General features: G+C 69.4%; 13 protein-coding genes and 2 pseudogenes. 10 read left to right on the forward strand and 5 right to left on the reverse strand.

Annotated features, from left to right (window positions below):
• Window positions 1–198 (forward strand): annotated as a pseudogene (locus tag E0D90_RS26630) (serine/threonine protein kinase); the annotation flags it as partial.
• A 92-nt stretch (window positions 199–290) separates the two neighbouring features.
• Here the strand turns inward: E0D90_RS26630 and E0D90_RS17485 are convergent.
• The 3 genes from E0D90_RS17485 to E0D90_RS17495 form a co-directional block, all read right to left on the reverse strand.
• The gene (locus tag E0D90_RS17485; RefSeq protein ID WP_130799177.1) at window positions 291–1,637 is read right to left on the reverse strand and encodes a hypothetical protein; all 1,347 of its coding nucleotides are present in this window, start codon (window positions 1,635–1,637) and stop codon (window positions 291–293) included.
• Window positions 1,638–1,744: 107 nt separating this feature from the next.
• Entirely contained in the window at window positions 1,745–3,574 is a 1,830-nt protein-coding gene (locus E0D90_RS17490; RefSeq protein ID WP_227870287.1) for a vWA domain-containing protein, read from the reverse strand.
• Between the two features lie 366 nt (window positions 3,575–3,940).
• Window positions 3,941–4,081 carry a DLW-39 family protein gene (locus E0D90_RS17495; protein ID WP_219806398.1) on the reverse strand — a complete coding sequence of 47 codons (141 nt, stop codon included), beginning with the start codon at window positions 4,079–4,081 and terminating at the stop codon, window positions 3,941–3,943.
• Between the two features lie 553 nt (window positions 4,082–4,634).
• Here E0D90_RS17495 and E0D90_RS17500 point away from each other — a divergent pair.
• Together E0D90_RS17500 and E0D90_RS17505 are read left to right on the forward strand one after the other, a co-directional pair.
• The gene (locus tag E0D90_RS17500; RefSeq protein ID WP_130799179.1) at window positions 4,635–5,321 is read left to right on the forward strand and encodes a hypothetical protein; all 687 of its coding nucleotides are present in this window, start codon (window positions 4,635–4,637) and stop codon (window positions 5,319–5,321) included.
• Window positions 5,322–5,347: 26 nt separating this feature from the next.
• On the forward strand, window positions 5,348–6,481 hold the full coding sequence (locus E0D90_RS17505; protein WP_130799180.1) for a helix-turn-helix domain-containing protein: 1,134 nt from the start codon (window positions 5,348–5,350) through the stop codon (window positions 6,479–6,481).
• Between the two features lie 176 nt (window positions 6,482–6,657).
• Here E0D90_RS17505 and E0D90_RS17510 read toward each other — a convergent pair whose 3' ends face one another.
• Together E0D90_RS17510 and E0D90_RS17515 are read right to left on the reverse strand one after the other, a co-directional pair.
• Window positions 6,658–7,305: a YdcF family protein gene (locus E0D90_RS17510; protein ID WP_130799181.1), complete on the reverse strand. Its 648-nt coding sequence runs from the start codon at window positions 7,303–7,305 to the stop codon at window positions 6,658–6,660.
• The gene (locus E0D90_RS17515; protein ID WP_130799182.1) at window positions 7,302–8,096 is read right to left on the reverse strand and encodes a GntR family transcriptional regulator; all 795 of its coding nucleotides are present in this window, start codon (window positions 8,094–8,096) and stop codon (window positions 7,302–7,304) included. The genes E0D90_RS17510 and E0D90_RS17515 overlap by 4 nt, the downstream gene beginning before the upstream one ends.
• Window positions 8,097–8,697: 601 nt before the next feature.
• Here E0D90_RS17515 and E0D90_RS28345 point away from each other — a divergent pair.
• The 7 genes and pseudogenes from E0D90_RS28345 to E0D90_RS27915 form a co-directional block, all read left to right on the forward strand.
• Window positions 8,698–8,826, forward strand: a complete 129-nt coding sequence (locus tag E0D90_RS28345) for a hypothetical protein (RefSeq protein ID WP_265415960.1) — start codon at window positions 8,698–8,700, stop codon at window positions 8,824–8,826.
• Between the two features lie 211 nt (window positions 8,827–9,037).
• Window positions 9,038–9,298, forward strand: coding sequence for a hypothetical protein (locus E0D90_RS17520; RefSeq protein WP_130799183.1), 261 nt, complete (start codon window positions 9,038–9,040; stop codon window positions 9,296–9,298).
• On the forward strand, window positions 9,295–9,684 hold the full coding sequence (locus E0D90_RS17525) for a hypothetical protein (RefSeq protein ID WP_130799184.1): 390 nt from the start codon (window positions 9,295–9,297) through the stop codon (window positions 9,682–9,684). Before E0D90_RS17520 ends, E0D90_RS17525 begins: the two co-directional genes overlap by 4 nt.
• Window positions 9,681–10,319 carry a hypothetical protein gene (locus E0D90_RS17530; protein ID WP_130799185.1) on the forward strand — a complete coding sequence of 213 codons (639 nt, stop codon included), beginning with the start codon at window positions 9,681–9,683 and terminating at the stop codon, window positions 10,317–10,319. The genes E0D90_RS17525 and E0D90_RS17530 overlap by 4 nt, the downstream gene beginning before the upstream one ends.
• On the forward strand, window positions 10,312–11,325 hold the full coding sequence (locus E0D90_RS17535) for a DUF2637 domain-containing protein (RefSeq protein WP_130799186.1): 1,014 nt from the start codon (window positions 10,312–10,314) through the stop codon (window positions 11,323–11,325). The genes E0D90_RS17530 and E0D90_RS17535 overlap by 8 nt, the downstream gene beginning before the upstream one ends.
• 149 nt (window positions 11,326–11,474) lie before the next feature.
• Window positions 11,475–11,633 carry a hypothetical protein gene (locus E0D90_RS26635; protein WP_157996881.1) on the forward strand — a complete coding sequence of 53 codons (159 nt, stop codon included), beginning with the start codon at window positions 11,475–11,477 and terminating at the stop codon, window positions 11,631–11,633.
• Window positions 11,634–11,779: 146 nt separating this feature from the next.
• Window positions 11,780–12,098: pseudogene (locus E0D90_RS27915) on the forward strand (hypothetical protein); the annotation flags it as partial.

Here is a 12,098-nt window from a genome sequence, read left to right on the forward strand (position 1 = left end):
GGTTACGGCTATCCGCAGACGGCGACCGATCCGCGCGCCGCACCGGTCGCGCAACAGGCGGCGCGGCCGTCGGGGTCCGCGATGTCGGCTGCGGGCACCAGCACCGGCACCGGCCCGCCCGTGAAGGTCGCGCTGCCGCTGGTACTGATCGCGCTGGCGTTGATCGGCTTCGGCGTCTGGTCGTTGCTGACCGCCTGACGCCTCGGCCCGGCCGCCCGGTCACCCGCGCCGCCCGCCGCCCCGCGGGTTCGCATCCGCGTACGGCGGGCGGGGCCGGGAGGCCGACCTGCTCAGCGAGCCCCGGCCCGGCGGCCGATCAGGTACCAGGCTCCGACGACGCCGAGCAGCGCGACACCCGCGCCGAGCCCGGCGTACCCGAGCAGTTCCTTGGTCTCGTTGCTCGCGGCAGCGGCCAGTTGCTCGTCGCGGATGCCCTCGCGCGCCTGGTCGCGGACCTCTTCGGTGACCCCGAACCCCGCCTCGGCCAGGCCCGGTTCGGCGTACTCCGGGCCCTCCACCGCATCCCCGTGGACCGCGACGCGCAGCGTCAGCCCGACCGTGTCGGCGTCCGACAGCTCGACGGCCTCGTGCAGGTGGACAGCGATGTACTGCCAGCCCGCCACCCGGTTGCGGGTGACCATCGGTCCCTCGTCGGAGAGGCGGTTGTCGTAGGCGACCGGAGCGGTGATCGTCGCCAGCTGCGTCGGGCCGCCGTTGTACGAGGAGGTGGTGCCCTCGACCGCCGGGGAGCGGAACGGGGTGTAGACCTCCAGCCCGATGCCGTTGCTGACGAACCCGAAGCTGTCGCTCAGCTCCGCGTTGCTCAGGTCGAGGGTGACGCCGAGCTGCTGGTGCCAGTCGACCGGGACCTTGTAGAAGCGGGTCTCACCCGGGGCGATGTCGTCGCGCCAGTTGCCCGGTTCGATCGGCTGGGCGTCGTTGAACCCGGTGCCCCCGGTGACGGCCTCGGCCTGGCCGGACGGCGCGGGCGCGTCCTCCGGGGTCAGCCAGTCGCCGGGCGGGGGCGCCGCCCTCTCGCCCTCGGCGGCCGGTTCCGCCATCACCCGCAGCTCCACCGGCCACGCCGCGGGGCTGGAGGTAGCGTCGCTGGTCCGCACCAGCCGCAGCAGGTAGTTGCCGGCCTCCTGGCAGGCGTCGCCCTCGGCGATCGTGCGTACCTGCGAGATCGCGATCGGACGCGCCGCGCCGTCCGACTGGAAGGTGCGGTTGTTCCCGACGTTGCAGGCGTCCCCGCCGGTCGTGGTCAGTTCGAGCGAGAAGCCGTCGCGGTAGGCGACCTTGGTTCCGGGCTCCGGGGCGGCTACCGCCGACAGGTAGTAGCTGGACTCGGCGTCCAGCACCACGCCGTAGTACAGGTCGTCGCCGGGTTCGAGCTGGTCGGTGTAGATGGCACCGGCCTCCAGCTGCGGAGCGTCGGCGGAGCTCGGAGTGCCCTCGACGGGCTCGGCGGACTCCGCCGTCCGGTAGGGGGGCGGGGGTCCGGCCGGGCCGCTCTCCTCCTGGGCGTGGGCGGGCGTCGCCGGAAGGGCGGCCAGCGCCAGGGCCGCGGCCGCGGCCAGCGCGGCAGCACCCGTCCCTCCGCGTCCGCGTCCCGGCGGGAGTCCCGTGCCACTCACCGGTCCCCGTCCCCGTCCATGCCCTGTGCCGTGCATCGGCCGCCACCCCTCGTCGTGCTTGTCCCGCCCGCGACCACGCGCGTCCGGCGCGCTCCCGTGGCGGCCGGTCATGCGGTCGTCCCCGGGCCGGACCCGGAACCGCCCCGGCGCAGCCGCGTCACCGCGACGACGACCGCCGTGATCAGCAGGACGCCACCGGCACCGGCCAGGGCCGCGAGGAGCGGGCCGGACCATCCTGCCCCCTGGCCGGAGGCGCTGTCTGCGGCGGAGACCGAATCGTCGCCGACGTCACCGCTCTCGCCCGAGCCGCCGTCCCCGTTCCCGTCGGCGGCCAGGGCGGGGGCGCCGTGCTCCGGCCCGGCCAGTTCCTCGCCGAACACGTCGACCCGGAGCACCACGCCGACGGCGGCGTTGCGGGCGATCTCCACGGTGTCCGGCCCGAGTGAGACCGCGATGTAGTAGTCACCGCCGACGCGTACCGGAGCCGCCGAACCCGCGGACTCGTAACGGTTGGTCCACGTCACCGGCACCGTTCCCATGTCCACGGCCAACGGCTCGCCCCGGTAGGTGCGTTCGGCGGTGAACTCGCCCCTGCCGATCGGCTCACGCTGCGGCGTGTAGCCGGTGGTCCGCACATAGGAACTGCCCGAACGATCCTCCAGGGTCGGTTCGTTGCCGAACTCCACCCGGTAGCGCAGCTGCTGTCCCCAGCCGACCGGGACCTTGAACCACCGGGTCTGCGCCGGGAGCAACCGGTCGCGGTAGACGCCCGGTTCGAGAGCCGTGGCGTCGTTGAACCCGGTGCCGCCGGTGATGTCCTCCGGCTGTGCGGTGGGCAGTTCGGCTGCCTGGCCGGCCTCGCCGTACCCGGTGGCCGAGGCCGCGGGCCGGATGCCGTCCGGCAGGGGCTCCTCGACGGCGTGGCGCAACTCGACCGGCCAGTGCGCCTGGTCGGAGTCGGGGTCGCTCTCCCGGGTGACCGTCAGCAGGTAGCGGCCGGACTCGTCACAGGTGGCGCCCCCGTCGGCGCTGGGGATGCGGCTGACGCCGTCGGCGAGGATCATCGCGCCCTCGTCGCTGCCGAAGGTGACGTCCTGGCTGTCGCACTGCCGGTGGTTGTCGCTGCTGTCGACCAGCCGCAGCTTCAGACCGTCGCGACGCGCCACCCGGACCCCCGGGTGGGGGACGGCCGTGACGGACAGGTCGGCGGCGGAGACGGCGTCGAGCTCCACCGCGTACCAGTGGGTGTCGCCCGGACCGATGGTGTCGAGGTACTGGCCCGGCTCCAGCGTGGGGGCGGCGTCGGCCGTCGCGCCGCCCTCTGTCTCGGTTCCGTCGAACCGGTAGCCGTCGGCCGACAGGAGGGCCGCGCGCTCCAGTTCCCGTCCGAGCGCCTCACCGTCGGGTGCGTCGTAGTAGGTGCCGTGACCCGCCTCCGCGATGCACTCCAGTTCCTCGCGGCCCTCGTCACCTATTCGGAAGCCGACCGTGTCGATGCGCAACCGGACGCCGTCACCGACGAGTTCTCTCGCCACCTCGCAGGGTGGCAGGTCCCCGCAGTTGGACTCGCCGTCCGAGACCAGCAGAATCGTCTGCCGGCCGATCGCGCCCGGTGGCACCTCGGGGAGATCTCCGGCCGCCTTCTCCAGCGCCAGACCGGTCGGGGTGTTTCCGGTGGGCCCGACCTCGCCGAGCGCGTCCTTGAGCGCCTGCCGGTCCAGCGGCTCGACCGGCTGGGCCAGGGCGGTGTCGGTGCAGTCGCTGTTCTCCGCCCCGAACAACCGCAGCCCGGTCGGGTATCCGTCGGGGAGCGCGTCCACGGCGGTGCCGAGCGCCGCCTGGGCCGCCTCCATCCGCGTGGCCCCGGAGCCGTCGTCCTCCGCCATCGAGCCCGATGCGTCCAGCACCATGATCAGACTGCCGTTTCCGTCAGCCACGCGTTGACCGGCCTGCGCATGAACTCCCTTGACCCCAGAAGCATTTGTGGCGGCGAACGTCTGGTCCGGCGCGAGCAGCAACAGCGCGCCGAGCCCGGCGGCAACCGCCCGCCTCGCCCCGCGCCGTCCGGGCAATCCGCCGCTCCTGGCCCCGTCACGCATGGTCCTGCTCCCCCTGTGTGGTGCCCGTTCTCACCGTCGGAACTCACCGTATGAGTTTGCATCCGCACACGACAAGGGGGAGGGCCGTCACGGTCTCGCTACAGGGGACGGACACCCGGCGGCCCACGGTTCCGCCCGGCACGCCGACGGGCTCCCGGCCGCAGGAGGCGGCCGGGAGCCCGTCGGGATGCTTGTTGTGAGACGTCAGGCGCCTGCGGGACCAGTGGGGGGCACGGTGTCAGTCGCGTCCATCCACAGGTCCTGGTCGGCCTTGTCCGTCTGGATCTGGCGGTACACCAGCACGCCGCCAACGGCGACCAGTGCGACCAGGAGGAGCTTCTTCACCGCGCTACCTCTTCATTCTTCGACGATCGGACCATCTGGCGCCCGATGATACCCAATTCACCCCGAAGAACTGTTCTGGGCCACACGGCGCACCCGATCGGCGCGCCCGGCACCACGAGCGCCCCAACGCACCGGGCCCGCCGACGAACCGCTGGTCACAGCCGCCCCGCCCGCCCCGGCACCCCGGCGCCGGCCGACGACGCCAAAACGCCCCCGACCGGTCCCGGTCGGGGGCGTTCAGTGCGGTGGGGCTAACAGGACTTGAACCTGTGACCTCATCCTTATCAGGTCAGCCGGGCTGCCCTTGAAGCCCTGAACGGGTGGCCGACAGCCATCCCGCCCGACCAACCCCCTGCATGGGCCCTCGCAAGCGGACGAGGTGACTCCGAACACCAGGCATGACGCTTGCTCAGTGACGCAAGATCACATAAAATCGAAATTGCGTTCGATCACTACCCAACTTCGGAGTGTTGTCGGTGGACCTCTGTAGGCTCCCTTATAGATTCGAGCCCTCATCCGAGGGCCCACATCCATAAGTGGCGCAGGAGGCGGGATGTTCAACCCGGAAGCTGCTGGTAGCGAGGGCTCACGCTACGAGGCGGAGCTCGCACGGATCCGGCTTCGGCCGGAGATCATGCTGAACGCCGTAGGCGCAAGCAACACAGAGCGCGGGCTCTGCGCCCGCGACGACGCGGCCCCGATCGGCCCCGGTATCTACGCCTACAACGGCCTCGTGACCAGCCTCAGCCGACAACTTCGCGACGAGGACTGGACGCGCGTGAACGTGTCGGGCGTGCTCCCGATCATGCTGAACCCCGAAGCCCGTGTAGCCCTTGGTGTGACCAGCGGTGACCGAATGACGGGGCGCCGAGGCAGGCAGCAGCCGAAATCCCGCTACGCGAAGGGCGAGCTGACGCGGAAGATCATCGGCCGCAACGTCTCTCCTGGACAGCTCGAACTGGAAAGCCCGGAATTCCCCAAAGAAGAGAACGACCAAGACCAGCTGACAGGATACAACCTGTGGATGATGCTGGTCTTCTATGACCGCGACCTCAAAGAAATCCGTTACGAAGTTTCACTCCCGGAGCGACTGAGCTCCAAGGGCCGGATTCAGAACTGGTATCACCGGGTCGTTCCCGACGAGCCGTACTCGGTCGATTCGGAGATCTTCGACTTCGGCGACGATGAGGATCCGAACGACGGCTTTGGCCCGACCGACGTCCCCGTGGAACCACGCTAGCGGGCAGCAAATAGAGAGCTGAGGAAATGTTCACTCCATCCCGACTCACCCTTGCCCGAAAGCGACGAGCAATGACGCTTGTGGAGCTTGGCAGTCGGGTTGGAGTGAGCGCACAGAGCATTTCAAATTACGAGAACTCCCGACAAGAACCCAGCCAGGCAACCCTGAAGGCAGTTGCCTCGGCACTAAGGTTTCCGCTGAGCTTCTTTTCTGCGGAAGAAGTCGACGAGCTTGACAGTAAATCGGTGAACTTCAGAGCTCGCAGCAAGCTGGCCGCCGCCACGAGGGACGCCGCGCTGGCTGAGTCACGTCTTGTCGTAGAGCTCAGCAACTGGTTGGACGAAAACTTCAAGCTCCCAGCCGTCAATGTCCCAACCCCGGGAAACAAGATGAAGCCAGCATTGTGCGCTGACTATCTGAGGTCAAGCTGGAGGCTTGGGGCAGAACGCCCAATTCGAAACATGGTTCACCTTGTAGAACTTCACGGCGTGCGCGTCTTTGCACTTGCACCAGAGTTCCCCGAGGTTGACGCCTTTTCGTTCTGGCGAGACGGTCGCCCTTTCATATTCTTGAATACTTCAAAATCAGCTTCGCGCAGTCGCTTCGATGTCGCCCATGAGCTTGGCCATCTAATCATGCACCGGGATGAAGATGCGGGGACGCGAACTAAGGCTTCCGAGAAGGAAGCAGATGACTTTGCCAGTAATTTCCTGATGCCAAGACGCAGTATTGCCAGCCGGATCCCTGAAAGCCCTACAGCCGACCATGTAATTAGACTCAAGAAGCATTGGAACGTGTCAGCCCTTGCGCTCACATACCGCCTTCACGCGCTAGGAAAGATTACAGAATGGCAGTACCGGCAGACAGTGATCGAGCTTGGTCGACTCGGATATCGCACTGGGGAGCCCGACGATTGTCCACGAGAGACCTCCATGCTGCTCGCGAAGGCGTTCGGATTTCTACGCGATCAGAAGATTACACCTTCGATGGTCGCGAAGAAGCTTCACGCTAGCAGCAACGAGTTGAACACCTGGGTATTCGGTCTCACAGTCATGGCTACGCAAGGAGGGGGGCGGATTTCCGACATCAGCCCCCCTCGCCTGCACGTGGTCGAGGGAGGTGCGCGAGGCGCTCTCGCCAATCGTTCCCAGTCCGGGTAAGCGAAGCGGCACAGGTTCAACGCGACTCCTGCCCCCCACTACTGAGCTTCGCCCGGAACAGGTGGGCCAGTTCTCACTCGTCACAGCGCCATGGAGCGTCAAACGTTTGTACCGGGTCGTGTGCCTGAGTCCCCGGGTGTTGGCGTCGAGACTGGCGTCAGTAGGCGTCAGAGATGTTAGGTCAGCAGCCGGGACGTGTACCCAGCCTCCACCAGACGTCGGAACGCCTCATGAGCCTCTGCGTTGAATGGTTGCTCAGCTGTGAACCGCATCGCTGGATAGCGCACAACCCGCTCGTAGGTGCCAACGACCATGTCGATGATGAACTTCACATCAGCAACCTGCTCAATGTATTGAGCAAGCGTGACCGGCTGGGAAGCGCAGGTGAACTGAGCTGACGGCCAGAGGTGGGCAGCGGTGGCGAAGGCCCGTCGCTCTTCGTACGGTTTCGAGACCAGAGCGACCCTGGAAGGCCGGACGCCCGCCTCAGCGAGGGTCGTGCGGGACAGGCTGATGTTCTCGCCCGTGTTGGACGCGTGGGGTTCCACCAGGATCGATGAGGCCGGCACGCCGAGTTCGATGGCGCGCTCACGGTAGTGGACGGCCTCCCCCCGCGGCATCCGCTCGCGGGTGGTGGGGCTGTTGCCGCCGGTGAACAGCAGCAGCGGGGTAAGTCCCGCCAAGTACAGGTCAGCCGCCACGTCGGCAACACCGAGGTCGTGGCTACCCAGACCGATCGCGACGTCCGCCCTCTGCCGAGGGTGGTTCATCCGCAGGTAGTCCCACAGGGTCTCGGCATCCTGGTAGATGGCATCGTCCGTCATGAGTGTGCCTCCCCGCCTGCCGCTGAGTCCGGCAGCTTGAAGTCGTAACACCAGGCGAACCTGGATGCCGAGTGCACGCCGATGGCGTACTCGATCGGCGTGCCGTCCGTGGCATAGGTGGTCCGCCGCAGTTCTACCACCGGCTCGGCCGCCGAGAGCGCGAGCGTCTTGGCCTCCTCGACCGTAGGCATCCGGGCGAACAGCTCTTCGCGCATCGCGTCCGGTTCAAGGCCGATCTCGTAGAAGACGCGAAAGCCACCGCCACGACCCGCCGGCCCCGGATTCGGGTCAACGATCCGGGTGCCCTCGACATGCGCGGGTCGGTAGTAGCTGGTGAGGGTGTGCGTCGGCTGACCGTCTTCCTTGACCAGGCGCGCCCGGGCGTAGACCTCGGCTCCTGCGGGCAGACCCAGCGCTTCCGCTGCCCCCGCAGGCGCCGTCGTGCGTGTCACGGTCTGGGTCTGGTCGCCGCGCTTATAGCCACGCCCCGATGCGACGCGGTCCGCGATGAACGCCACCTGATCGCCGTCACGCCACTTCGCCTTGTCGTACCGGTCGGTACCGAGGCGCTTCAACGGTGCCCGCTCGCGCACGACGGTGCCGTGCCCGCGCGACGAGGTGACTAGCCCCTCTGCCTCCAGAGCCTTGTAAGCGGCATGGACCGTTGTCTTCGACCCCTCTCCCGCTTCCACGAGTTCTCGGATGTGAGGAAGCGGCTGGCCAGGGCTGTACTCACCCTGCCTGATCGCGGCCGCGAGCTTGTCTGCCAGTTCTCGCCACTTCGGCGCCATGTGCACTCCTCTCACCTGCAACAAGTCAAACACAGTCCTAGGACTGTTGACAGTCTCGGGACTACGGTGCACTCTATTGCCACGCACCACGCAGTCCCAGGACTGTGAATCGGAGTGGCCTTCTTTGGGCTGCTCCGAAGCTGAGGGCGGGGACGCTGCAATCCCGCTAAACGTGCTGGTCGGCGTTGTTTCGTTGGCTGGTGAGGTGGCCCGGTGACCTCTTTCGACGGCCGGAGGGTGGGGACCAAGTGTCCCCCTTGCAGTGCTTGTTCCGTGTTCTGCGGCCGTATGGGCCGCGTGACTGATTGGGGGTGTGACGTGCGACGAAGACCCGTGGCGGGCGTGGTGCTGGACCGGTGCCGTGCCTGATGCCCGATGTGTCGATGGCCTGCTGCTGGCCGCCGTAGGCGGCGGTTGGGCCTGGTGCCGAGCGCACTCGATGCCCGACAGGAACCGGCTTCGCGCCATGCGCGGGAGGGCGGGGTCTGCCGGGTGGTCGTGGCCGTTCGACCCGAACAGCCAAGACGGCCCCTGGCCGGTGCTGGAACACCGTTCAGGGGCCTTGAACCGCACCGCCTACATGCATAGGAGGACGGTCCCGATGACGGATCGTATCGCGGCCGGGGTCACCCAGCTGACGGAGAAGGAACGCGCGGAGCTGGCGCGGAAGAACGCTGAGGTCAACCGACGCAGCGAGCAGGACGCGCAGTTGCGGGGCGGTCGGCGATGACCGACGAGGAGCGCGCGCAGGCCCTTCGCGAGACCGAGGCCCAGCGGCGGGCCGATCACGACCGGCTGGACCGGCAGGCCGATAACCCCCGCAGTCGCTGAGACCGCAGACCAACCCCACTGTTCTTCCCACGTGAGCCCGAGATGGCGGCCGTTTCCTTGGCCGGGACGCCGCCGCCTCGGGCCTTTCAACTGCCCTTTTGGAGGGCTCAATGCGAGCGTATATCGGCCGGCACGAGGTGCTGGACCACACGGATGTCGCCGAGTTGTCGCTCGGCACGGACCCTGAGCTGTGGCTCGGGGCGGAGGGCGAGACGCCCGAGGAGCGGGCCGCGCGGCTGGACGCGGGGCTGGACATCCTCAGCGACGACCCGGAGCTGGCCCCGGCGGTCGCCGGGCTCATCGCGGACGCCATCGCCACCCGCCCCGGCCTGCTGGCCGGGGTGCTGCCCGCGATCGGCGGTGCCCGGTGACCACCGCCTACACGACGGCCGCGGACGCGGCCCGCGCGGCCGGAGAGGCCATCCGCGCGCTGAACCACCTCACACTCCGCCCCCGTGAGGCGGCGGAGTGGGAGATGCCGGGCGACGCCTACACGGTCATCGGCGCCCTGGCGGCGCTTGCCGGGCGGCTTCCCCAGTCGCTCGACCAGTCCGCCGCCCTGGTCGACCGGCTCAACACCGCGGGCCGGCTGCGGCACGATTCCGGTGACGACGACCAGCTGCGGGTCGACGTGGCGGCAGCCGTGATCGAGTGCCGGGAGGCCGCCGTCATGGCCGGCCAGCTCGCGGACTCGCTCCAGCACGCGCTCACGGCCCTGGGCCGCATCGGCTACCGGGAAGAAGGTGGCGCGCGATGATCCGCATCATCACCACCCGCCGTCTCCGGCAGGCCGAGGACAGCGCCGAGAGCGCCCAGGCACAGGCCGCGCTGGCTGAAGACCGCCTGGAGCAGGCGGAGAAGCGGGCCGCCTCCAGCGTGGAGACGGCCCGGCGGGCGGAAGCCCGTGCGGCGCTCGCGGCGTTCGACGCCGAGGTCGCCGCAGCCGGGGCGGAGCAGTGCCGGGCCGAGTACGGGCAGTTGCTCGCGCTCGCCGCGCTGGCGCTGACCGGCGCCGACCACCGCGCCCGCGCGGCTGAGAAGTCGGCGGAGCGGTTCAGCACCGAGCTGAACCGGCTCGCCGGGGCCGTCCACCTCGCGACCGAGCGGCCAACTCCGGTGTTCATCGTGCTCCGTGACGGCCGTGTTCATGGTGTTCACGCCACCGAGCACTCCGCGTTCAGGCAGGCGGAGAGCGACCCCGAGTACCCGGTGGCGCCGGGTGGCTGGGGCGGGTGGAGCCCGGGTGTTGACTCCCCAACGGAGTCGCGTTGGCGTGTGTTGAAGGTCCATGTTCACGGGCTGTTCGCCGGTGTTCAGGCTGAGGCGGCTGCTGTTCACGCCACCGCCGCCGGTGTTCACGACACGCGGGGGGCGGGTGGTCGGGATGGATGAGCAGACTCTCCGTCAGGCCGACCGTGTGCTCAGTGCCGGTACCTGGCTGATCGTGGCCGGGGCTGTCATCTTCTCGGTCCTGACCGTGACCCCGCTCGTGCGGGACGTCACCCCGCCCGGGTGGCAGTGGACCGCCCCGATCCTGCCCATCGTCGTCGACGCGGCCGTGGTCATCGTCGTCCGCCTGGACGCCGCGCTGGCCCGTGTCGGCGGGCACGCGGGCGGCTGGCCTGTCCTTCTTCGCTGGATGACCGGCCTGATGACCCTCGGCCTGAACACCGCCGGATCGTGGTTGAAGGGCGACTGGGTGGGCGTCGCCGTCCACGCCGTCGCACCGCTGCTGCTGATCGTCTCTTCCGAGGCGTCGCTGTCCTACCGCCGCGCGCTGACCGCTGCCGTGACCGCTCGGGAGGCCCAGCAGAGGGCCGAGAGTGAGGCCCGTGAACACCGGGCCCGGGAGCGTGAACAGCGCGTCCGGGCCGACCGCGAAGCCGCTCAGGAGCGGGAAGAGCGGCGGGAGCGGGACGCCCGCGACCACGCCGCGAAGCTCGCCCGGGAGGAGCGCGAGCACGCCGCGACCCTGGCCCGTGAACAGGCCGCCGCTGAGGCTGAACGTCAGCGGCTCCGGCTTGAACACGAACACGCCGCCCGTGAACACGAGCGGCGGGAGCGTGAACAGCAGCGCGTCGCCGCTGAACAGCGGGAGCGCGAGAAGGCCGAAGCACACCAGGCCCGTGAACGCGCCGAGCGTCAGCGGCAGCGCGAGGAACGCGAACGCCGCGAGCACGCCGCCCGCCAGGCCGCCGAGGGCAGCGCCCGCCGCAAAGCCGAGCTGCTGGCCGCCGGCCCCGCCACCGAGAAGCAGCCCGAGCAGACCGCCAAGGAAACCGTCCGGGCCGCGTTCGACGCCGGACTGTCCGTGCGTCAGGCCGCCGAACTCAGCGGCTGGTCCGTCGGCTGGGCCTCCACCCGCTTCACCGAACTCCGCGACTCCGTCGCCGCGTAACCACCCTCCGGGCGGCCCGTGCACCTGCCCGGCCGCCCGGGTCGTGTGGCCGCGCAGTGCGGCCATACCTCATCCCGACATCGCCCCGTGCACACAAGCAGTGCGCCTCGCCTTCCCCGGCCGCGCGGCGGCCTGAACGGAGAACCCTCATGCGGATCCTGCGCGCGCGCTGTGAGCGCTGCGGCCAGAAACGGCCGGACGTGGTCGAGATGGACGACCCCTTCGAGGCTGCTCTGTTCCCGGAGGAGACCCCGACGCGGGTGTGGCTGGACCCGGAGTGCGCCATCGAGCGCTTCGAGGACAGCTGACACCCGCCAACGGCGCCTGCTGGGCGCATCGCCCGTGACTTCCGGGCGCCGCTGGCCCGGTGAGCGCTCCTCGCCCTCACCGCGCTCGCGGCGCCCGGCGTATCGCCACCGCCGCCTGACCACCGCATCTACCAAGGAGAGACGCCATGGCCACCACCCACCACACCCCCGGGGGAGGGGAGGCGCCCGCCGATGCGGAGCCCATCACCCCGACGCGAGTGATCCCCGCCGGGGAGCCGCTCCCGGACCCCGAGCCCGGGTGGGACAGCGAGCCGATCACCCCTGCCCGCGAGTCGTGGTCTCGCTACCGGACCGGGGCCACCCCGCTGGACGGCGGACCCGAAGGAGACCGAGACCTCCCGCCGTGGCGGCGGCCACGCAAGCCTCGCGAAACCGAGACCCCCGGGGCCAAGACTCCGGAGACCGAGACCGCCGAGGCCCCCCGTGAGACCGGAGGTCCCGGAG

Origin of the sequence: Streptomyces otsuchiensis, assembly GCF_004305975.1 — a bacterium.
GTDB lineage: Bacteria > Actinomycetota > Actinomycetes > Streptomycetales > Streptomycetaceae > Streptomyces > Streptomyces otsuchiensis.